Raw genomic sequence first — 19,088 nt, forward strand, 5'->3', positions numbered from 1 at the left:
ACTTGTGACCAGGGAACGCGGCCGGAACCGGCCGACGCCACCGGAGGGGGACATCACATGCGGGACAGTCACCGGGCTGATGCCGAGCGGCTGTTGGCGCGGGCCGTGGAGGAGGAGGTGCGCCGGTCGGGCGGACGCACCGACGGGAAGGTGCTGCTCGCGCGGGCCCGCGGGGCACTGGACGCGATGGCGGCGACGGCGGCCGAGGAGTACGGGGCGTACACGCGTGCCCTGGACGAGTCGGAGGCCGGCCGGCTCACCTTCCGGCAGCGCTACGCCCGCGAGGGCGCCGGGACACCGCTGCTGGTGGCCGGGGTGGCGGGGCTCGCGGCCGTGGCCGCCGACATGGCGCTCGGCACCGGCACCGGGACGGCGCTGGGCGCGGGCGTGACGGTCGGCGTCGTCGGCGCGGCGGCGACCGTGGTGAAGGTGGCCGGTGCCCATGTGCCCGCCGCCCATCACCGGGCCGGCGCGGTGAGTCAGCCGGGCGGGCCGGAGCAGCTCCGGCTGCAGTGGCTGACGGCGCTGGAGGTGCGCGGGATCCGCCCGTTCCTGGACCAGCAGCGGGTGCTGGCCGCGTCCACGGGGCGCACGAAGGCGGGGCCGCGGCTGCGCGGCACGGACAAGAGCGCGGCGGCCCGCGGGCGCAGTGTGCTGGACCAGTCCTTCGGGCAGCTCCCCGAGCCGCTGGGCCCGTTCGCCGGCCGGCGGCAGGAGACGGCGCGGATCAGGCAGTGGGTGCGGGCGGCCCGCGCCAGTACCGAGACCCGGCCGACCGTGGTGGTGCTGCACGGGGCGCCCGGCAGCGGCCGCACGACGCTCGCGGTGCGCGCCGCGCACGAGCTGAAGGACCACTTCCGCGGCGCCTGCGTCGTCGACCTGCGCGGCGACAGCCCGGGTGAGCCCCCGCTGTCCACCCGGGACGCGCTGCTGCATCTGCTGAACCGGCTCGGCGCGCCGCGCGAGCAGCTGCTGTTCCGTGAACGGTCCTCCCCCGACCAGCAGGTCAAGCGGCTGAGCGAGCTGTACCACCAGCATCTGACCGGGATGCCCGTCACCGTGGTGCTGGACGACGCCTCCGATCCGCAGCAGGTCCGCACGCTGATACCGGAGCGCTCCGACAGCCTGGTCCTGGTCACCTCCCGGGCCCCCCTCGGGCTGCCCGACGACCTGCCGGCCCGGGTCCACCAGCTGCCGGTGGAGCCCCTGGACGCCGCCGGTGCGGAGGAACTGCTCACGGCCGCCGCGCAGGACTCCTCGGGGCCGTACGACGCCGAGTCCGCCGAGCGGGTGCGGGAGCTGTGCGGGGGCCTGCCCCTGGCGCTGCGGGTCGTCGGCGCGGCCCTGGGTCCGCGCTCGCCGCTCGCGCTCGCCACCGACCTGGGCGCCTACGGGCCCGTCGAGCCGGTCGAGCGCGCTCTGTGGCTGCGCTACACCGATCAGCCGGAGATCCTGCGCCGGCTGCTGCGCCGGCTGGCGCTGGCCGGCCGGGCCTCACTGGGTGCCGCCGCGGCGGCAGCGCTCCTCGGCACCGACGAGGCCGAGGGGACCCGGCACCTGGCCGCGCTGGAGCGCGCCGGGCTGATCGACCGCGTACGGCACAGCCGCTACCGGCTGCACGACCTCGTCCGCGCGTTCGCGCTGGCCCGGCTCCTCGACGAGGAGGACCCGGCCGAGCGCACGGCCGCGCAGGAACGGCTGATCGTGAACTACGCCGAGCTCGCCGACTCGGTGCTGCGGCTGGTCGACGGCAACATGTCGACCCGCTCGGACCGCTTCAGCCCGTACGGCTTCACCTCGCTGGACGAGGCACTGCGCTGGCTGGACGACGAGTCGAGCTTCATCACGGCGGCCCTGCGGCACGCGGAGGGCGTCGACCGGAGGGCGGTGCTGAACCTGCTCGGCGCGCTGTGCGACTACTGCCTGCTGCGCGGCGACCTCTACCGCCTCGGCGAGATCAACGAGCTGGCGCAGGCCGTGGACGAGGGGCTGCTGGTGCGCTCCGTGCAGTGGCGCACCGGCATCGCCGCGCGGCAGCTCGGCGAGCTGGACAAGGCGCGGACCACCCTGACGTCGGTCGTGGACCTGTACCGGGAGGCGCAGCACGACGCGGGCGCGGCGCGGGCGCTGACCTCGCTCGGCATCACGCTGCACCACCAGGGCAACCTGACGGAGGCGTCGGCGAAGCTGCGGGAGGCGCTGGATCTGCAGTCCGCGCCCGAGCTGGCCACGGACCGCGCCTGGACGATGCACGCGCTGGCGGCGGTGGAACGCGACCGCGCCCGGCCGGCCGAGGCCCTGGACCTGCTCACCGAGTCGCTGGTGCTGCACCGCGCGGGCGAGTCCCTGCACGGCCAGGCGTGGGCGCACTTCCAGCTGGGGCAGCTGTACCTGCGGATGGGCGACGTGCCGCGCGCGGAGAGCGAACTGCGCACGGCCCTGGACCTGTACGGCCGTACGCGCGACGCCCGTGGTGAGGCGTGGGCGCTGACGGAGCTGGCGCGGACCCGGCTGGTGGACGGTGACGCCTCGCCGGCGGTGGAGGACCTGCGCCGGGCCGCGGCCCGGCACCGTGACAACGAGGACGCGCGGGGCGAGGCCTGGACGCTGTACTACCTGGGCCAGGCCCTGGAGGAGACCGGCGACCTGGACCGCGCGGTGCGCGAGCTGGAACGGGCCCGCACGATGTTCTCCCGGATGCGGGACGTCTACGGACTGGCCTGCGCCCGGCACCACTCGGCGCGGGTGACCCGGGACCAGCGGGCGGCCCGGACGGGGTCGCTGCGCAACTCCGGCTTCGCCCGCCAGCTGCTGGTGGACGCGCGCGCCGACTTCCAGCGCATCGGGGTGGCGCACGGCGAGGCGTGGACCTGCCTGGAGCTGGCGGTCGTCGACGCGGGCAACGCGCGCACGCAGCAGGCCCTCGCCCTGTGCGACGAGGCGGTGACCCTGTTCGTGTCCTACGGCGACCGGCGCGGCGAGGACTGGGCACGCTTCCTGCGCTGCACGCTGCTGCCGTACGCGGCCCCGGGCGGCACGGAGGTCGGTACGGCGGTGGCCCAGGAGGAGCTGTCCCGGCTGGGCCGTGCCGGCCACCCCGCCCGCGACGGCAAGCTGGCCGACTGCGTGGAGGCCTACCAGCTCCTCCTGGAACGGGGCGTCACCCTGGAGTCCGGCTGGCAGGCCTGGCACCTGGGCATGGTCCCCAGCCGCCACGCCCGAGAGGTCATGGGAGTACCAGTGCAGCCCACGCCGTAACAGCTACGGACAGCCGCACCGCCGCAACTGCGGGCAGTCGTGCCGCTGGGGCGGCACGGGTGGGCGCAGCGGCACCCCGCAGGCGCCGGGCTGCGCAACACCCCGCGGCCCACACCAACGCCGGGTGCCCAGCTGACGCCGCCCAGCGGTCAGCAGTCAGCGGTCAGCGGTCAGCAGTCAGCGGTCAGCCGGACTTCTTGCCACCGTCGGCCACGACGCTTCCCGTCTCGCCCCCGGGCTCCTCGGACTCCACGAAGTTCACCCGCCCCATGTGCCGGTTCATCGACTTCATCAGCCCCCACACCGCCAGAGCCATCACCGCGAACACGATGAACCCGAGGACACCGGGAGTCACCTTGTCCTCGTCGAGCTCCTTGGCCAGAGGCACCAGGTGGGTCATTGCCAGGCTTGCGCTTGCGCTCATGTCAGGCATTGTCCCGGATGCCCGCGAAGAGGTCGTCCTCGGGGAGGGAGGTATCGACGAGCGACTTCGCGAGCTCGTACTCCTCCGTCGGCCAGACCTCCTTCTGGAGCTCCATCGGCACCCGGAACCACCCCCCGTCCGGATCGATCTGCGTGGCGTGCGCGATCAGCGCCTTGTCACGGATCTCGAAGAAGTCGGCGCACGGCACGTGCGTGGTGAGGGTGCGCTCCTTGCGCTCGAACTCGCTCCAGCGCTTGAGCCAGTCCCCGTACGGCGACTCCAGGCCCCGGTCCAGCAGGGCCTGGTGCAGCGCCTCGGTGCGGGGGCGGTTGAAGCCCTGGTTGTAGTACACCTTCAGCGGCTGGAACGCCGGACCGAACTCGTCCTCCGGGTACTTCTCGGCGTCCGCCGCGCCCTCGAACGCCACCATCGTGATCTTGTGAGTCATGATGTGGTCGGGGTGCGGGTACCCGCCGTTCTCGTCGTACGTGGTGATCACCTGGGGACGGAACGCGCGGATCTTGCGCACCAGCTCACCGGCCGCCTTGTCGACGTCCTCCAGGGCGAAGCAGCCCTCCGGCAGCGGAGGCAGCGGGTCGCCCTCGGGCAGGCCGGAGTCGACGAAGCCGAGCCACTCCTGCTTCACGCCGAGGATCTCGCGGGCCTCGTCCATCTCCTTCCTGCGCACCTCGTGGATGTTCTCCTCGATGTACGGGTCGCCCTGCAGCTTCGGGTTGAGGATGGAGCCGCGTTCCCCTCCCGTGCAGGTCACCACGAGCACGTCCACCCCCTCGGACACGTACTTCGCCATGGTGGCCGCGCCCTTGCTCGACTCGTCGTCGGGGTGGGCGTGGACGGCCATCAGTCGCAGCTGGTCAGTCAAGACTCAATCCTCAAGTCGTTAGGCGCCCTGTGTGCGGCGGCGCAGTCGCAGGCTTCTATAGTGACCGAATCGGGGGACGAAAAATTCCGGAGTCCCGCTCCGGGGACCGCCACGGGGACGCCGGTCCCTTCCTGCCGAGGAGACGATCATGAGTACGTCGAGCACGCGGCTGCCCGAGGGCCGTTACGGCCGCTCCTCGGACCAGCGTGCCGACCGCACCCTCAAGGTCGTCGGCGCCGTGCTGTCGGTGCTGCTGCTCGGGCTGATCGGCTGGTTCGGCTACCACTACGTGGCGCAGAACGAGATCAGCGCCGAACTGATCGGCTTCGAGATCACCGACGACGCGGTGCAGGTGCGCCTGGAGGTGCACAAGGACGCGGGCGTCGCCGGCTACTGCACGGTGCGCTCCCAGGCCGAGAACGGCGCCGAGGTGGGCCGCGCCGATTTCCGCTTCGCCGGGGACGCCACGCGCGTCGACGAGGTCGTCACCCTGCGCACGACCTCCCCGGGCACCACTGCCGAGCTCGTCGGCTGCCACGCGGAGTGATGTGGCGGGGAATACCCGCCCACTGACCTGCGCTGACATGAGTCCGGCGGCTTATGTCCTCCCCCTGCGGGCACTCAATTGTTAGGCTCGTGGTTTCGCCCGTCCCTGGAGGACCATCCTTCTGGGTAGGGCGATGCTTTGTATTTCCCAGTACCTACGAGGAGCACCTGTGACCCAGACCAGCGAGTCCGTCACCTGGCTGACCCAGGAGGCGTACAACAAGCTCAAGGACGAGCTTGAGTACCTTACTGGTCCCGCGCGCACGGAGATCGCCGCCAAGATCGCCGCCGCGCGTGAGGAGGGCGACCTGCGGGAGAACGGCGGGTACCACGCGGCCAAGGAGGAGCAGGGCAAGCAGGAGCTCCGTGTGCGCCAGCTCACCCAGCTCCTCGAGAACGCCAAGGTCGGCGAGGCTCCGGCGGCCGACGGCGCCGTGGCGCCCGGCATGGTCGTGACCATCGCCTTCGACGGCGACGAGGACGACACGCTGACCTTCCTGCTCGCCTCGCGCGAGTACGCGAGCGCCGATGTCGAGACCTACTCGCCGCAGTCCCCGCTCGGCTCCGGCGTGATGGGCCACAAGGTCGGCGACGACGCGGAGTACGAGCTGCCCAACGGCAAGAAGGCCTCCGTGAAGATCCTCAAGGCCGAGCCGTACAACGGCTGACCCGCCCCCGCGGTGTCCCGGCGGACCCCCGGCGCCCTGTGCGGCGCCGGGGGTCCCGTCATGCCGCGGCCGAGCGGTACTTGCGCACCGCGAGCGTGCGGAAGAAGGCGATGATCAGGACCGAGTAGATCAGCGAGGCCCACACCGGGTGCTGCATGGGCCAGGCGTCCGAGGTGGAGACACCGGGGTTGCCGAAGAGCTGGCGGCAGGCCTGGACGGTGGCGCTGAACGGGTTCCAGTCGGCGATGTGGCGCAGCCAGGGCGTCATGTTGCTGGAGTCCACGAACGCGTTCGACACGAAGGTGACGGGGAAGAGCCAGACCAGTCCGCCGGAGGTGGCCGCCTCCGGGGTGCGGACCGACAGCCCGATGACGGCGCCGATCCAGGTGAAGGCGTACCCGCTCAGGAGCAGCAGCGCGAACGCGCCGAGCACCTCGCCGGCGCTGGTGTGGGTGCGCCAGCCGACCAGGAGGGCGACCACGGCGAGCACGAGCAGGGTGAGCGCCGTCTGCACCAGGTCGGCGAGGGTGCGGCCGGTGAGCACCGCGCCGCGCGCCATCGGCAGGGAGCGGAAGCGGTCGATGAGCCCCTTGTGCATGTCCTCGGCGATGCCCGCACCGGCTCCGGCGGTGGCGAAGGTGACGGTCTGGGCGAAGATCCCGGCCATCAGGAACTCGCGGTAGACCTCCGGACTGGTGCTGCCGGCGATCTCCATGGAGCCGCCGAACACGTACGAGAACAGCACGACGAACATGATCGGCTGGATGAGCCCGAAGATGACCACTTCGGGGATGCGGACCATGCGGATCAGGTTGCGCCTGGCGATGACCAGGGAGTCGCGGATCGACTGGCCCACGGGGTTGCCGGGTGCCGTGACCCGCACGGCGTCGGTGACGGCACTCATGTCAGGACCTCCTTGCCGGGGCGGTGCCCCTGGTGGGCTGCTCGGTGTCCCGCGTGCCGTCGTCGTCCTCGGCCGGGGCCTCGGCGACATGTCCGGTGAGGGAGAGGAAGACGTCGTCGAGAGTGGGGCGGCGCAGGCCGATGTCGTCGATCTCGATGCCGTCGGTGTCGAGCTCGCGGATGATCTCGGCGAGGAGCTTCGCCCCGCCGGAGACCGGCGTGGTGATCTTGCGCATGTGCTCCTCGACCGTGGTGTCCCCCGTGCCGGGGCCGCGCAGGCTGTACTTGTCGAGGAGGGCGGAGGCGGCCGGGATGTGCTCGCGGTCGTGCACCACGACCTCGACCCGCTCTCCTCCGGTGCGGGCCTTGAGCTGGTCGGAGGTGCCCTGGGCGATGACCCGGCCGTGGTCGACGACCGCGATGTCGTGCGCCAGGTGGTCGGCCTCCTCCAGGTACTGGGTGGTCAGCAGCAACGTCGTGCCCCCGGAGACGAGCTGCTTGATCACCTCCCACAGCTGCTGGCGGTTGCGCGGGTCCAGGCCGGTCGTCGGCTCGTCCATGAACATCACCGGCGGTGACACGACCAGGGCCGCCGCGAGGTCGAGCCGGCGGCGCATGCCTCCGGAGTAGGTCTTCGCGGTGCGGTCGGCGGCGTCCGCGAGGTGGAACTGCTCCAGCAGTTCGTCCGCGCGGGCCTTCGCGTCCTTCGCCCTCATCTGGTAGAGCTGCCCGACCATCTGCAGGTTCTCGCGGCCGGTCAGATACTCGTCGACGGCGGCGAACTGGCCGGACAGGCCGATGGAGCGGCGCACGGCGTCGGGGTGCCTCAGCACGTCGATGCCCGCGACGACGGCCTTGCCGCTGTCGGGCCGCAGCAGGGTGGTGAGGCAGCGGACGGTGGTGGTCTTGCCCGCGCCGTTCGGCCCGAGCAGGCCCAGGACGGTTCCCTCGGGGACCTCGAGGTCGACACCGTCCAGAGCCCTTACGTCTCCGAAGGTCTTCACCAGACCTTCGGCATAGATGGCGCCTGGCATATGAGTCTCCACGTCGTCGTGATTTCTCCGGAAAGCCTAGGTTTGCGCGCGGTGACGTGCTGAGATTTTTCCGCCCGACACCGCAGCGGGACACGACTGCCGGACAGTGACGCGAACTCACCATAACGCGATGTATCGCGTCTCTCAAGGGAAGTGACACGAAGGAGTGACACCCCCGGCGTCAGACCATGACCGTGTAACCAGCCTCGCGCAGGGCCCGTTCGACCTCGGCGCAGTGCGCCGGGCCCTTCGTCTCCAGGTGCAGCTCGACCTCCGCCTCCGTGAGCCCCAGCCGGGGATCGGTGCGTACGTGACTGACGTCGAGAACGTTGGCATCGACCACCGACAACGACCCCAGCAGCGAGGCGAGGGCGCCCGGCCGGTCCGTCAGACGCAGCCGTACGGCCAGGTAGCGGCCCTGCGCCGCCATGCCGTGCCGCAGCACCCGCTCCATCAGCACCGGGTCCACATTGCCGCCGGACAGCACCGCGACGACCGGCCCCTCGAAGGCCCCGGGACGGCTCAGCAGCGCCGCGACCGGGCTCGCCCCGGCCGGCTCGACGACCAGTTTGGCCCGCTCCAGACACAGCAGCAGCGCGGCCGACAGCTCGTCCTCGGTGACCGTGCACACCTCGTCCACCAGTTCGCCGACGATCCCGAACGGCACGTCACCCGGCCGCCCCACCTTGATCCCGTCGGCCATCGTCACCGGGTTGCGCACCGCCACCGGGCGGCCGGCCGCCAGCGAGGGCGGATACGCCGCCGCGCCCGCCGCCTGCACACCGACGATCCGCACATCGGGCCGCAGCGCCTTCGCCGCGACCGCGATCCCCGCGGCGAGCCCGCCCCCGCCGACACCGACGACGATCGTCCGCACCTCGGGGCACTGCTCCAGGATCTCCAGGCCCACCGTGCCCTGGCCCGCGATGACGTCCGGGTGGTCGAAGGGGTGAATGAACACCGCGCCCGTCTCCTGCGCGTACTCCACCGCCGCGGCCAGCGACTCGTCGACCACCTGGCCGTGCAGGCGCACCTCGGCGCCGTACTCCCGGGTCGCGCTGATCTTCGGCAGCGGGGCGCCCTTCGGCATGAACACCGTGGAACGGACCCCGAGCAGCGACGACGCCAGCGCCACGCCCTGCGCGTGGTTGCCGGCGCTCGCCGCGACGACACCGGCGGCCCGCTCCTCGGGCAGCAGCCCGGCGATCCGGACGTACGCGCCGCGCAGCTTGAACGACCCGGTCCGCTGGAGGTTCTCGCACTTCAGGTGCACCGGAGCGCCCACCCGCCGGGAGAGGTGCCTGCTGCCCTCCATCGCGGTGGTCCGCGCCACGCCGGAGAGCATCTTCTGCGCGCCGCGCACGTCGTCGAGAGTGACGGCCCGCAGGGAACCGGCCGTGCTGTGGCTCATGCCCCCAGCATCGCAGTCCGCGGGAGACGGCGACCGGTGTGACCAACCCGCGGACTCCGCTTTGCGCAGCGCCGGTACGGGCCGCGGCCCGGCCGCGTACCCTGTCCCCCAATGAGCAGCCCTCCACGAAGTGAGCCTCCGGCCATGCCCACAACACCTGAAATGTCGATGGACATGACGACGGACCTGACGGCCGTCGGTGACACGGGTCTTCTCGACACGCTGCAGCACGAGGTGGCGCTGTTCGCCCGCCGTGCCGAACAGACGCGGCTCGGCGGGGTCGGCCAGGTGCGCCACTCGATGGACCGCGCCGCGTACCTGCTGCTCAACCGCCTCGACAAGGAAGGCCCGATGGGCGTCAAGGCGCTCGCCGGGAGCATGGGCATCGACTCCTCGACGGTCACCCGTCAGGTGGCCCCACTCGTGGACACCGGCCTGGTGAAGCGGACCTCGCACCCCGAGGACGGCCGCGCGGTCGTCCTCCAGCTGTCCCCGCGCGGGAAGGCGCGGCTGGAGGAAGTACGCGCCTCCCGACGCCAGTTGATGGCCGAGCTGACGCACGACTGGGCGCCGGAGGAGCGCGAGGCGTTCTGCGCGCTCCTCACGCGCTTCAACGGTGCCCTGTCCTCCCGGATGTCCGTTCAGGACCGTACGGACTCCTGACCTCCGGGGGCTGCGCCCCCCAACCCCCTTCGGCCCTGAACGGGCCTCGCCCTCGAACGCCGGACGGGCTGGTGTGCGGCCCTCCGGCGTCCGACGAGCCGACCGGAGCCCGGAACTCCCGCGCCGCCGGGCGTGCGCGACTCTTGACCCCGGGGGCGCGCGCTGGCCTGATATGAGGGGGGAGCCCCGGCGGGGAGGTGCGGTTGCGACCACGGCACGCGTCCGAGAACGTCCACCGCGCCCGCGAGTTCGAGGCGTACGTCGCGGGCGCGGGCGGACGGCTGCTGCACACCGCGACCCTGCTCACCGCGGAACCGCGGGACGCCAACCCGCTCGCGCGGCGCCTGCTGACCCTGGCGCTGGCCCACACGTACGCGTGCTGGGACCGCCTGCACGGCGAGGATCCCTACGACCACACCCGCCGGTACCTGGCGACCCGGTTCGCGCACGGCGCGTGGCACCGGCACGGTGGCCTGCTCCGCTCGCGCCCCCGCCCCGGCGGTCCGCTCACCGCACTGAGCCCGCAGGAACGTCTGGTCCTGGTGCTGCGGCTTCACGAGGGCATCGCCGAGGAACAGACGGCGGCGCTGCTCGGTCTGCCCGCGGAGCGCGTGCGGGCGGTCTTCAACCGCGCGATGGCGACCGTGCTGCGCCCGCCCGGCAACCCCGCCCCCGCGGTGGGAGGCGCCCGGGCGGTGCCGTCATGAACAGGGAGCCGGTATGGCGGCGATGAGGCGCGAGGCGACCGTACGGCGGCTGCTGGAGCAGTCACCGCCGCCCGTGCCGCCCGACCTGCACACGGACGCCGTGCGGCGCGGCACCCGCATCCTGCGGCGCAGGACGCTCGCCCGCCGCGTGCTGTGGCTGCTGTCGCTGGCGCTGACCGTGGCGTTCGTGGTGTGGGCGCTGACCGCCCGCCCCTGGGTGGAGCCGCCGTCGGAGACGACCCCACCCCTGACGGGCTGGTGACCGGAACTACCGGCCGAGCGCCTGCTCCAGGTCCTCGAGCAGGTCGTCGACGTTCTCGATGCCCACGGACAGGCGCACCAGGTCGGCGGGGACCTCGAGCGCGGAACCGGCCGCCGACGCGTGCGTCATCCGCCCCGGGTGCTCGATCAGGGACTCGACGCCGCCCAGCGACTCGCCGAGCGTGAAGACCCGGGCCCGGTCGCAGACCTCGACGGCCGCCTCCTCGCCGCCCTCCACGCGGAAGGAGACCATCCCGCCGAAGGCACGCATCTGCTTGGCGGCGATCTCGTGCCCCGGGTGCTCGGGCAGTCCCGGGTAGAGGACGCTCGTCACGCGGGCGTGGCGGCTGAGCATGTCGGCGACCTTCGTCGCGTTCTCGCTGTGCCGGTCCATGCGCACCGAGAGCGTCTTGGTGCCGCGCAGCACCAGCCAGGAGTCGAAGGGCCCGGCGACCGCGCCCATCGCGTTCTGGTGGTACGCCAGCTCCTCGCCCAGCTCCGCGTCCCCGGTGATCAGGGCGCCGCCGACGACGTCCGAGTGGCCGCCCATGTACTTGGTAAGGGAGTGCACGACGACGTCCGCGCCGAGCGCGAGCGGCTGCTGGAGGTACGGAGTGGCGAAGGTGTTGTCGACGACCAGCCGGGCGCCGGCGTCCTGGGCGACCTGGGCGACGGCGGCGATGTCGGTGATGCCGAGCAGCGGGTTGGAGGGGGTCTCCACCCAGACGACCTTGGTCTTCGGGGTGAGGGCGGCCCGCACCGCGGCCGGGTCGGAGGTGTCGGCCACCGACCACTCCACGCCCCAGCGGGCGACGACCTTGGCGAAGAGACGGAACGTGCCGCCGTACGCGTCGTTCGGGATCACCACGTGGTCACCGGGGCTGAGCAGCGTACGCAACAGGCAGTCCTCGGCCGCCAGTCCGGACGCGAACGCGAGGCCGCGGCGGCCGCCCTCCAGGGCGGCGAGGTTCTCCTCCAGCGCGGTCCTGGTGGGATTGGCGCTGCGGCTGTACTCGTAGCCGCCGCGCAGGCCGCCGACGCCGTCCTGCTTGTAGGTGGACACCTGATAGATCGGCGGGACGACCGCGCCCGTCAGGGGATCGGCGGTGTTGCCCGCGTGAATCGCGAGCGTCTCGAAGTGCTGACTGATGTGCCTGTCGCTCATGGGCACCGAGCGTAGTGCGCGAGCGGGGCGGATGGCGGGCGCGGGCGGCCGGGCGGCCGTCGCGGGGCGGCTGCGGGGAGTTTTCCACAGGGCCGGGCACCGGGTTGGCCAAGTGACGGCGCGGTCTGGTTCGCTTGTGACATGGAGATTCTCTGGGTCCTGATCGCGCTCGTCATGCTCGGCTTCGTGGTGTTGCCGTTCCTCAGGCGCCGGCGCGGCGCGGTGGGCCTGGTTCCGCCCGGCCACCCGGACGCGGCGGACCCGGCCACGTACGGCTTCGCCCGCGAGGAGGAGCTGGACGTCCGCATGCCCGGCCCCGACGAGGACCTGCTGGACGTGCTGGACCTGGTGCAGCGCACCCAGGACCACCGGGCGGCACAGCAGCTGCTGGCGGGCACCGGCGCCGAGGGCGAACTGCGCTGGCAGCGCGTCCAGGCCTTCGCGGGCGCGGCCTCCCTGGAGCTCGCCCAGCGGCCCGGCGGGGCGGGTTCGGCGCCGGGCGGTCAGTGGCTGCGTGTGTGGCGGACCGAGGCGCCCAAGGACGCGGGCGGCGCCGCGGTGCACGCCGAGTTCCTGGTTCAGCAGGCATGGCGGACGGCGACGCCCGGGACGGACGAGTTCCGGATCATCATGGAGGAGGCGAGGGCGGCGTGCGGCGAGGCGGCGCTGCTGGCCCCGGGCGACCCGGTCCCGTACATCGTGGAACTCTCGGTGGCCCGTGGACTCGGCTACTCCCAGCAGGACTTCGAACAGGTCTGGCTGAAGATCCTGGACCGCGCCCCGGCCCACATGGGCGCGCATCTGGCCGCGCTGCAGTACTGGTGCGAGAAGTGGCACGGCTCGCGGCAGCAGGCGTACTCCTTCGCGGAGGCCGCGGCGGCGCGGGCCCCCCAGGGGTCCCTCCTCGCCGCGATGCCGCTCTTCGCGGTGTTCGAGCATCTCCCCGAGGTGACCCTGGTCGCCGGTTTCTACCAGAGCGAGGTCGTCGGCAAGGCGATCCACGGAGCGCTGCACGCGGTGCACTCGGCCCGCCCCGACGACCCGATGCTGGCGCACGTGCGGCATCTGCTGGTCTTCTTCCTGGTCCGCGCGGAGCGCTGGGCGGAGGCCATGAGCCAGCTCATACACATCGACGGCCACGTGGGCGCCCTGCCCTGGACCCTGTCCGCCGACCCCGCCGGCGAATTCGCGGTCTACCGCGCCCTGGCGGTCGCCGGCTACGAGGCCAACGGCGGCAGCCCGGCCACGCTGCCGCGCTGACCGTCGCAGTGCGGGTCCCCGGCCAGGGGCGGAGGGGCCGACGGCCGGGAGGCGCCGCCCGGTGTCAGATCGTCGCCGTGTCGATCACGAAGCGGTAGCGGACGTCGCTGGCCAGGACGCGCTCGTACGCCTCGTTGATCTCGGTGGCGCCGATCAGCTCGATCTCCGCGCCGATGCCGTGCTCGGCGCAGAAGTCCAGCATCTCCTGGGTCTCGGCGATGCCGCCGATCATGGAACCGGCGAGCGTCTTGCCGCCGCCGATCACCGAGAAGAGGTTGAGGGAGACGGGCTCCTCGGGAGCGCCGACGTTCGCCAGCGTGCCCTCCGTCCGCAGCAGGGACAGGTAGGCGTCCAGGTCCAGCGGGGCCGAGACGGTCGACACGATCAGGTCGAAGGTGCCGCGCAGGTCCTCGAAGGTCTTCGGGTCGGCGGTGGCGTGGTAGTGGTCGGCGCCCAGCTTCAGGCCGTCGTCCTTCTTGCGCAGGGACTGCGACAGCACCGTCACCTCCGCGCCCAGCGCGTGCGCGATCTTGACAGCCATGTGACCGAGGCCGCCCATGCCGAGGATCGCGACCTTCTTGCCGGGGCCCGCGCCCCAGCGCCTCAGCGGGGAGTAGGTGGTGATGCCGGCGCACAGCAGGGGCGCGGCGACGTCGAGGGCCAGGCCGTCGGGTATGCGCACGACGTAGTTCTCGTCGACGACGACCGTCTGCGCGTAGCCGCCGTAGGTGGGCTCGCCGTTCTTGTCGAGGGCGTTGTAGGTGCCGACCATGCCGCCGGCGCAGTACTGCTCCCGTCCGGCCCTGCAGTTGTCGCACTCACGGCAGGAGTCGACCATGCAGCCGACGCCGACGCGGTCACCGACGGCGTACTTCGTGACGCCGGGGCCGACCTCGGACACCACACCGGCGATCTCGTGACCGGGGACCATCGGGAAGATCGCCTCGCCCCAGCCCTCACGGACCTGGTGGATGTCGGAATGGCAGATGCCGGCGAACTTGATGTCGATCAGGACGTCGTGCTCGCCCACCTCGCGCCGCTCGATGGTCGTGCGCTCCAGGGGAGCCTTGGCGGCGGGCGCGGCGTACGCAGCGACAGTGGTCATACCGGGGTTCTCCTCATGAGGTCGTGCGCCCGGCCGCCTTCGAACCGGCCGGGCTCGGCCTCCAGCCTGCGGCAACGGCCGTGGCGCAGCCAGCCCACGGCTCTTCCTACGTTGGCTGTGCGTACTACTGGCGGGGACAGGCTGCTGTGCGTACGACCGGGAATACTGGACACATGGACGAGCAGCACACCGACCCGGCCGGCCCCGCGAGCGGCGGCCTCGACCCGCGTGCGGGACTCAGCGAGTTCCTGCGGACCCGACGGGCCCGGCTGAAGCCGGAGGACGTCGGCCTGCCGGACTTCGGACGCCACCGCCGGGTCCCGGGCCTGCGCCGCGAGGAGCTGGCGCAGCTCGCCGGGGTGTCCGTGGCGTACTACACGCGGCTGGAGCAGGGCAACGGGCGGAACGTGTCGGCGGAGGTGCTGGACTCGATCGCCCGCGCCCTGCGCCTCACCGACGCCGAGCGCGCCCACCTGACGCATCTGGCGAAGCCGAAGCGGCACAGGAAGAAGCAGGCGCCCCGCGCCCAGCAGACACGCGTGGCGCTGCGGCAGCTGCTGGACTCGATGGACACGGTCCCGGCGTACGTGGTGGGCCGGCGCTCGGAGATCCTCGCCTGGAACCGGATGGCCGCGGCGCTCTTCGGCGACTGGGGCCGGATGCCGGCGCAGGAGCGGAACTGGGCCCGGCTGGTGTTCCTGAACCCGGACCACCGGGAGCTCTTCGTGGAGTGGGACCAGAAGGCGTCCGACATGGTCGCCTATCTGCGCATGGACGCGGGCTGTCATCCGGACGACCCCCAGCTGTCCTCGCTGGTCGGTGAGCTCTCCGTGAAGAGCGAGCAGTTCAGGCGGCTGTGGGCCGCGCACGACGTGAAGGAGAAGAGCCACGGCGTCAAGCGGCTGAGGCATCCGCTGGTCGGGGAGCTGACGCTGCAGTGGGAGTCGTTCCGCCCGGCCGGTGAGACCGAGCAGTCCCTGGTCACCTACTTCGCGGAGCCGGGTTCCCCGTCGGCGGAGGCACTGCGGCTGCTGGCCAGCTGGGGCGCGGACGCGAGGCGGTCGGGGGCGGACGCCGCGACTCCGTGAGAGGGGAGGCCCCCGAACGACGGGACGGCCCGCCGGGAGCAGTGCTTCCGGCGGGCCGTCCGTGCACGGTCTACTTGCCGTAGTAGGCGTTGTAGATCGAGATCGTCGACTTGTTGCCCTTCTTGTCGGCGATCTTGGCGTGGAAGGAGATGGCCTTCCCCTTCGCCGGGTTCTTGACGGTGATCTTCCCCTTGGTGACCGTGGTCTTCTTCCAGGTCTTGCCGTAGTCGTAGGACACGTACACCGACAGGGACTTGAGGTTCTTGCCCTTGGCGGCGCCCTCCACGGAGACCGGGACGCCGACCTTCTTGCCGGCCGTCACCTTGCTGTCCAGACCCGTGGCCGCGAGGAAGCGGACCGTGGAGGCCGGAAGCTGCTTGAGGTCGGCGGTCTTCTTGGAGCGGAAGGTCCAGCTCGCGTCGATCCGCGTGGAGGCGGCGGCGACCTTGGCGCTCCGCTTGACCGAAGTGGTCAGCTTGTAGGAGGCGTCGGCGGACGGGACCTTGAACACACCGTCACCGAGCAGCGGGTCGTCGTTCGAGCCGACCTTCTTGCCGTTGCGGTAGAGGCTGGTGGTGGCCGAGGTGAACAGCGACGAGCCGACGTGGCCCTTGCCGTCGGCGAACAGCGGGAGCATCCCGGAGATGGTGTTGCCGTCCCGGAAGAGGCCGTACTCGGAGGTGAGGCGCGGCCCGAAGACGGCCGTGTTCACGGTCTCCTTGTACGACTTGCCGGCCTTGTAGCTCTTTCCGGCGCCGATGAGGTACCCGGCGTCGGAGACCGGCCAGCCCTCCGCGTCGACACCGCTCTGCTGCTCGAAGTCGAGGTCCCACGTGACCCCGCCCGCAGCGGACAGGTGCAGCGTGCGGGTGCCGGGCAGGCTCTGCGCGTAGCCGAACGCGGAGGCGCCGCCGCTCCGGGGCAGCATGCCGAAGGCGTTGACGACACCCTTCTTGCCGCTCGCCGCCGCGCCCATGCCCACCTTCACCGTGGCGAGGTCGCCCGCCTTGTAGTGCCGGGTGTAGCCGGTGGCGAGCTTCTTCACCTTGGCGCCGGTGACGGTGCTGTACTGCTCCTTGGTGCCCTTGCTGAAGTGGGCGTCCCACTGCTGGGACAGCGAGCCGTCGGTGATCTGCGGCCCGAGGTGGGCGGAGCGGAAGTTGTCGTACGAATCCAGCCACCAGCCGAAGGCGTGGCCGCTGTCCTTGGTCTCGACGGTGTAGTCGGCCGAGGCGAACTCGGGCTTGGCGCCCTTGTCCGGCACGGTGATCTTCACCGGCTTGGCCTTGCGGGCGTCCAGCGTGATCGTCGTGGTCCTGTTGACGTCCAGCTTCGGCTGGGCGAGCCAGTCGGCGCCCTCGTACTTCTCCGGGTCCGGGCTGACGAAGACGCCGGTGTCCAGGACGTAACCGCCCTTCGGCACGCGGACGGTGACGGTGCCGTCGGCGTCGTAGGGCTGGTACCACTGGCCGGCGCCCAGACCGGAGAGTCCGGCCAGACCGGCGACGTAGTTGCCGGCCGGCTTGCCCGCGCGGTCGAGGAACTTCAGCGTCACGTCGTACGACTCGACCTCACGCTGCACCGCGGCGCCCGTGCGCACGGTCTGCCCGCCGCCCGTCGCGACCACGTACGCCGAGTAGGCGCCGTCGAGTGTGCCGCCGAGCCGGGTGTCGACGGTGACGTCCACGGAGGCCTTGCCGCCCGCCGGGACCGTAACCGTGCCGGCGCCCAGCGTGAAGAAGCCGGCCGGGGCCGCCTTGCCCTTGGGGTTCGTGGCGGTCGACGTCAGCTTCAGGGTGACGTCCTCGGTGCCCAGGTTGCGGTAGGTGAGCGACTTGGTGACCGGCTTGTCGTCGGTGTGCGGCCACTGCTGGACGCCGAAGCTGAGCGACACCGGGTCGGCGATGACGGTCTGCTTGATGGCCTTGTCGACCTGGACGCGGCCCGAACCCTGCTGGAACGGCGTGTACGTGCCGCCCTTGGTGGAGCCGGTGAGCGCGGCCTTGAGCTCCGCCTGGGTCCATTCCGGGTGCTGCTGCTTCAGCAGCGCCGCCGCGCCCGCGACGTGCGGGGTCGCCATCGACGTACCGGAGATGGTCATGTATCCGGCCGGCTTCTCGCCGACCTCCTTGGCGATGTCGTTGCCCTTGGCGGATGCGGCCGTGATGTCGACGCCGGGCGCGGTGACGTCCGGCTTGATGGCGCCGTCGCCGGTGCGGGGGCCGGTGGAGGAGAAGTCGGCGAGCGCGTCCTTGTCGTCGACGGCGCCGACGGTGAGGGCGGCGTCCGCGCTGCCGGGCGAACCGATCGACTGCGGGCCCTCGTTGCCGGCCGCGATGGCGAACAGGACGCCCTTCTCGGCGGAGAGCTTGTTGACCGCCGCCTCCAGCGGGTCGACCTCGGGCGTGTCCATGCCGCCCAGGCTCATGTTGATGACGTCGGCGCCCTGCGCGGCCGCCCACTCCATCCCGGCGAGGATGCCGGAGTCGTCACCGAAGCCGGAGTCGTCGAGGACCTTGCCGTTGAGGACCTTGGCCCCGGGCGCGACACCCTTGTACGTGCCCTTGGACTTGGCGCCCGTACCTGCCGCGATGGACGCGACGTGGGTGCCGTGGCCGACCTTGTCGCCGGCGGTGGCCGCGGAGGTGAAGTTCTTGGACGCGGCCACCTGGCCCTTGAGGTCCGGGTGGGTGGCGTCGACGCCGGTGTCCAGGACGGCGATCTTGACGCCCTTGCCGTCGTAGCCGGCCGCCCAGGCCTTGGGGGTGCCGATCTGCGCCACGGACGTGTCGAGAGAGGCCTTGCGGACCCCGTCCAGCCACACGTGGGCGACACCGGCGGCGGTCTTCTCGCCGTTGGTGACGGCGTCCCACAGCTCGGGCGCGTCCTCGTGCGGGGTCTGCACCGCGTCCGCGTTCAGGGACTTCAGCGTCCGGCGGACCGTGCCCGCGTCACGGACGTCGGCCTTGGCGGCCCGCGCGCCGCCCCGGTAGCCGACGATGACCTTCAGGCCCCGCTCGTGGGAGCCGCGGGTCGCGGACTTGTTCAGCTCGGTGATGTCGAAGAGCCGCTGGTCCAGCTTGCCGCTCGCGATCAGCCGGGCGGCGTCCACCGGCAGCACGAGGGTGTGCCCGCCGGTCCTGCGGATCTGGACGGGTATGTGCTCCCGGCCCCCGGCCGGCTCCAGCCCGACCACGCGGCCCTTGCCGTCGACCGCGACCCGGTCACCCGTGATCAGAGTGATCCGGTGCTTGGCCTTCGGCGAGGACGCCCCCACCGAGGAGCCGGCGGCCGCGCGCTCCCCGTTCGCCGACGCCGGGCCGGCCATGCCCGCCGCGAGCGCCACGGCGGTCGCCGTGGCGATCGTGGCCGCGCACGCTCTCTTGACTTGTCTGCGCAAGGTTCCCCCTAGCGAAGTCGCCGGGCGAGGAAAGGGTCACCCGGCCGGGGGTGGTCTTGTACGCATGCGCGCACCCCCCGGAGCACGCAGTATGCCGGGGGGTGATCAAGCGCCTCAACCAGTACGGGAAGGGGTGCCAAAGTCGCCGGGTGACTGTAACGCCACCGCCGTAACTCCGTTACGGGAACGATGGGTTGGCGGGAGCCCGCCGCCCGTTCGGCACGCGGGTGGCGCAAGGAAGAACCGATGCCCTCGTCCCCTCCCGGAGGAGGGGACGAGGGCATCGGTCACGTGGGGTGTGGTCGCTCCGTG

Annotated in this window: 16 protein-coding genes; 8 read left to right on the forward strand and 8 right to left on the reverse strand. The window is 71.9% G+C overall.

Annotated elements, in window-relative coordinates; all coding sequences use genetic code 11:
* The first annotated feature begins 57 nt into the window (after nt 1-57).
* Nucleotides 58-3,258: a tetratricopeptide repeat protein gene (locus BU52_RS12570; protein ID WP_037932673.1), complete on the forward strand. Its 3,201-nt coding sequence runs from the start codon at nt 58-60 to the stop codon at nt 3,256-3,258.
* 184 nt (nt 3,259-3,442) lie between these two features.
* Here BU52_RS12570 and BU52_RS12575 read toward each other — a convergent pair whose 3' ends face one another.
* Nucleotides 3,443-3,691: a hypothetical protein gene (locus BU52_RS12575; protein WP_037932675.1), complete on the reverse strand. Its 249-nt coding sequence runs from the start codon at nt 3,689-3,691 to the stop codon at nt 3,443-3,445.
* A complete protein-coding gene (gene mca / locus BU52_RS12580; RefSeq protein ID WP_037932678.1) occupies nt 3,684-4,565 on the reverse strand; it encodes a mycothiol conjugate amidase Mca in 882 nt (293 codons plus the stop codon). The genes BU52_RS12575 and mca overlap by 8 nt, the downstream gene beginning before the upstream one ends.
* A gap of 148 nt (nt 4,566-4,713) precedes the next feature.
* Here mca and BU52_RS12585 point away from each other — a divergent pair, with 148 nt between their 5' ends.
* Complete coding sequence (locus BU52_RS12585) at nt 4,714-5,112, forward strand: DUF4307 domain-containing protein (RefSeq protein WP_037932681.1); 399 nt, start codon at nt 4,714-4,716, stop codon at nt 5,110-5,112.
* A 169-nt stretch (nt 5,113-5,281) separates the two neighbouring features.
* Nucleotides 5,282-5,779, forward strand: a complete 498-nt coding sequence (gene greA / locus BU52_RS12590) for a transcription elongation factor GreA (protein WP_037932683.1) — start codon at nt 5,282-5,284, stop codon at nt 5,777-5,779.
* A gap of 58 nt (nt 5,780-5,837) precedes the next feature.
* Here the strand turns inward: greA and BU52_RS12595 are convergent, their stop codons facing one another.
* From BU52_RS12595 to ilvA, 3 genes are all read right to left on the reverse strand, one after another.
* Entirely contained in the window at nt 5,838-6,683 is an 846-nt protein-coding gene (locus tag BU52_RS12595; protein WP_037932688.1) for an ABC transporter permease, read from the reverse strand.
* Nucleotide 6,684: 1 nt separating this feature from the next.
* Nucleotides 6,685-7,716 carry an ATP-binding cassette domain-containing protein gene (locus BU52_RS12600; protein ID WP_051858145.1) on the reverse strand — a complete coding sequence of 344 codons (1,032 nt, stop codon included), beginning with the start codon at nt 7,714-7,716 and terminating at the stop codon, nt 6,685-6,687.
* A gap of 181 nt (nt 7,717-7,897) precedes the next feature.
* Nucleotides 7,898-9,127 (reverse strand): threonine ammonia-lyase, encoded by a 1,230-nt coding sequence (ilvA, locus tag BU52_RS12605; protein WP_037932691.1) that lies wholly within the window; start codon nt 9,125-9,127, stop codon nt 7,898-7,900.
* Between the two features lie 174 nt (nt 9,128-9,301).
* Between ilvA and BU52_RS12610 the strand changes: the two genes are divergently transcribed.
* From BU52_RS12610 to BU52_RS12620, 3 genes are all read left to right on the forward strand, one after another.
* On the forward strand, nt 9,302-9,790 hold the full coding sequence (locus tag BU52_RS12610) for a MarR family winged helix-turn-helix transcriptional regulator (protein ID WP_456154824.1): 489 nt from the start codon (nt 9,302-9,304) through the stop codon (nt 9,788-9,790).
* Nucleotides 9,791-9,993: 203 nt separating this feature from the next.
* Nucleotides 9,994-10,497, forward strand: a complete 504-nt coding sequence (locus BU52_RS12615) for a sigma factor-like helix-turn-helix DNA-binding protein (protein WP_037932696.1) — start codon at nt 9,994-9,996, stop codon at nt 10,495-10,497.
* A gap of 13 nt (nt 10,498-10,510) precedes the next feature.
* On the forward strand, nt 10,511-10,759 hold the full coding sequence (locus BU52_RS12620) for a hypothetical protein (RefSeq protein WP_037932698.1): 249 nt from the start codon (nt 10,511-10,513) through the stop codon (nt 10,757-10,759).
* 6 nt (nt 10,760-10,765) lie between these two features.
* Here the strand turns inward: BU52_RS12620 and BU52_RS12625 are convergent, their stop codons facing one another.
* Nucleotides 10,766-11,923 carry a cystathionine gamma-synthase gene (locus tag BU52_RS12625; RefSeq protein WP_037932701.1) on the reverse strand — a complete coding sequence of 386 codons (1,158 nt, stop codon included), beginning with the start codon at nt 11,921-11,923 and terminating at the stop codon, nt 10,766-10,768.
* A 141-nt stretch (nt 11,924-12,064) separates the two neighbouring features.
* Here BU52_RS12625 and BU52_RS12630 point away from each other — a divergent pair, with 141 nt between their 5' ends.
* Nucleotides 12,065-13,183, forward strand: a complete 1,119-nt coding sequence (locus BU52_RS12630) for a membrane protein (RefSeq protein ID WP_037932704.1) — start codon at nt 12,065-12,067, stop codon at nt 13,181-13,183.
* Nucleotides 13,184-13,247: 64 nt separating this feature from the next.
* Here the strand turns inward: BU52_RS12630 and BU52_RS12635 are convergent, their stop codons facing one another.
* Nucleotides 13,248-14,288, reverse strand: a complete 1,041-nt coding sequence (locus BU52_RS12635; RefSeq protein WP_037932707.1) for an NAD(P)-dependent alcohol dehydrogenase — start codon at nt 14,286-14,288, stop codon at nt 13,248-13,250.
* Between the two features lie 173 nt (nt 14,289-14,461).
* Here BU52_RS12635 and BU52_RS12640 point away from each other — a divergent pair, with 173 nt between their 5' ends.
* The gene (locus BU52_RS12640) at nt 14,462-15,376 is read left to right on the forward strand and encodes a helix-turn-helix domain-containing protein (RefSeq protein WP_037932710.1); all 915 of its coding nucleotides are present in this window, start codon (nt 14,462-14,464) and stop codon (nt 15,374-15,376) included.
* 70 nt (nt 15,377-15,446) lie between these two features.
* Here the strand turns inward: BU52_RS12640 and BU52_RS12645 are convergent, their stop codons facing one another.
* Nucleotides 15,447-18,704, reverse strand: a complete 3,258-nt coding sequence (locus BU52_RS12645; RefSeq protein ID WP_051858160.1) for a S8 family peptidase — start codon at nt 18,702-18,704, stop codon at nt 15,447-15,449.
* Nucleotides 18,705-19,088: the final 384 nt, after the last annotated feature.

The sequence above is a fragment of the Streptomyces toyocaensis genome (assembly GCF_000725125.1).
GTDB classification, from domain to species: domain Bacteria; phylum Actinomycetota; class Actinomycetes; order Streptomycetales; family Streptomycetaceae; genus Streptomyces; species Streptomyces toyocaensis.

Coding starts and splice junctions, on each gene's coding strand:
- BU52_RS12570 (WP_037932673.1), top strand. CDS start 58: ATGCGGGACAGTCACCGGGCTGATGCCGAGCGGCTGTTGGCGCGGGCC.
- BU52_RS12575 (WP_037932675.1), bottom strand. CDS start 3,691: ATGCCTGACATGAGCGCAAGCGCAAGCCTGGCAATGACCCACCTGGTG.
- BU52_RS12585 (WP_037932681.1), top strand. CDS start 4,714: ATGAGTACGTCGAGCACGCGGCTGCCCGAGGGCCGTTACGGCCGCTCC.
- BU52_RS12595 (WP_037932688.1), bottom strand. CDS start 6,683: ATGAGTGCCGTCACCGACGCCGTGCGGGTCACGGCACCCGGCAACCCC.
- BU52_RS12600 (WP_051858145.1), bottom strand. CDS start 7,716: ATGCCAGGCGCCATCTATGCCGAAGGTCTGGTGAAGACCTTCGGAGAC.
- ilvA (WP_037932691.1), bottom strand. CDS start 9,127: ATGAGCCACAGCACGGCCGGTTCCCTGCGGGCCGTCACTCTCGACGAC.
- BU52_RS12610 (WP_456154824.1), top strand. CDS start 9,302: ATGACGACGGACCTGACGGCCGTCGGTGACACGGGTCTTCTCGACACG.
- BU52_RS12620 (WP_037932698.1), top strand. CDS start 10,511: ATGGCGGCGATGAGGCGCGAGGCGACCGTACGGCGGCTGCTGGAGCAG.
- BU52_RS12625 (WP_037932701.1), bottom strand. CDS start 11,923: ATGAGCGACAGGCACATCAGTCAGCACTTCGAGACGCTCGCGATTCAC.
- BU52_RS12630 (WP_037932704.1), top strand. CDS start 12,065: ATGGAGATTCTCTGGGTCCTGATCGCGCTCGTCATGCTCGGCTTCGTG.
- BU52_RS12635 (WP_037932707.1), bottom strand. CDS start 14,288: ATGACCACTGTCGCTGCGTACGCCGCGCCCGCCGCCAAGGCTCCCCTG.
- BU52_RS12640 (WP_037932710.1), top strand. CDS start 14,462: ATGGACGAGCAGCACACCGACCCGGCCGGCCCCGCGAGCGGCGGCCTC.
- BU52_RS12645 (WP_051858160.1), bottom strand. CDS start 18,704: ATGGCCGGCCCGGCGTCGGCGAACGGGGAGCGCGCGGCCGCCGGCTCC.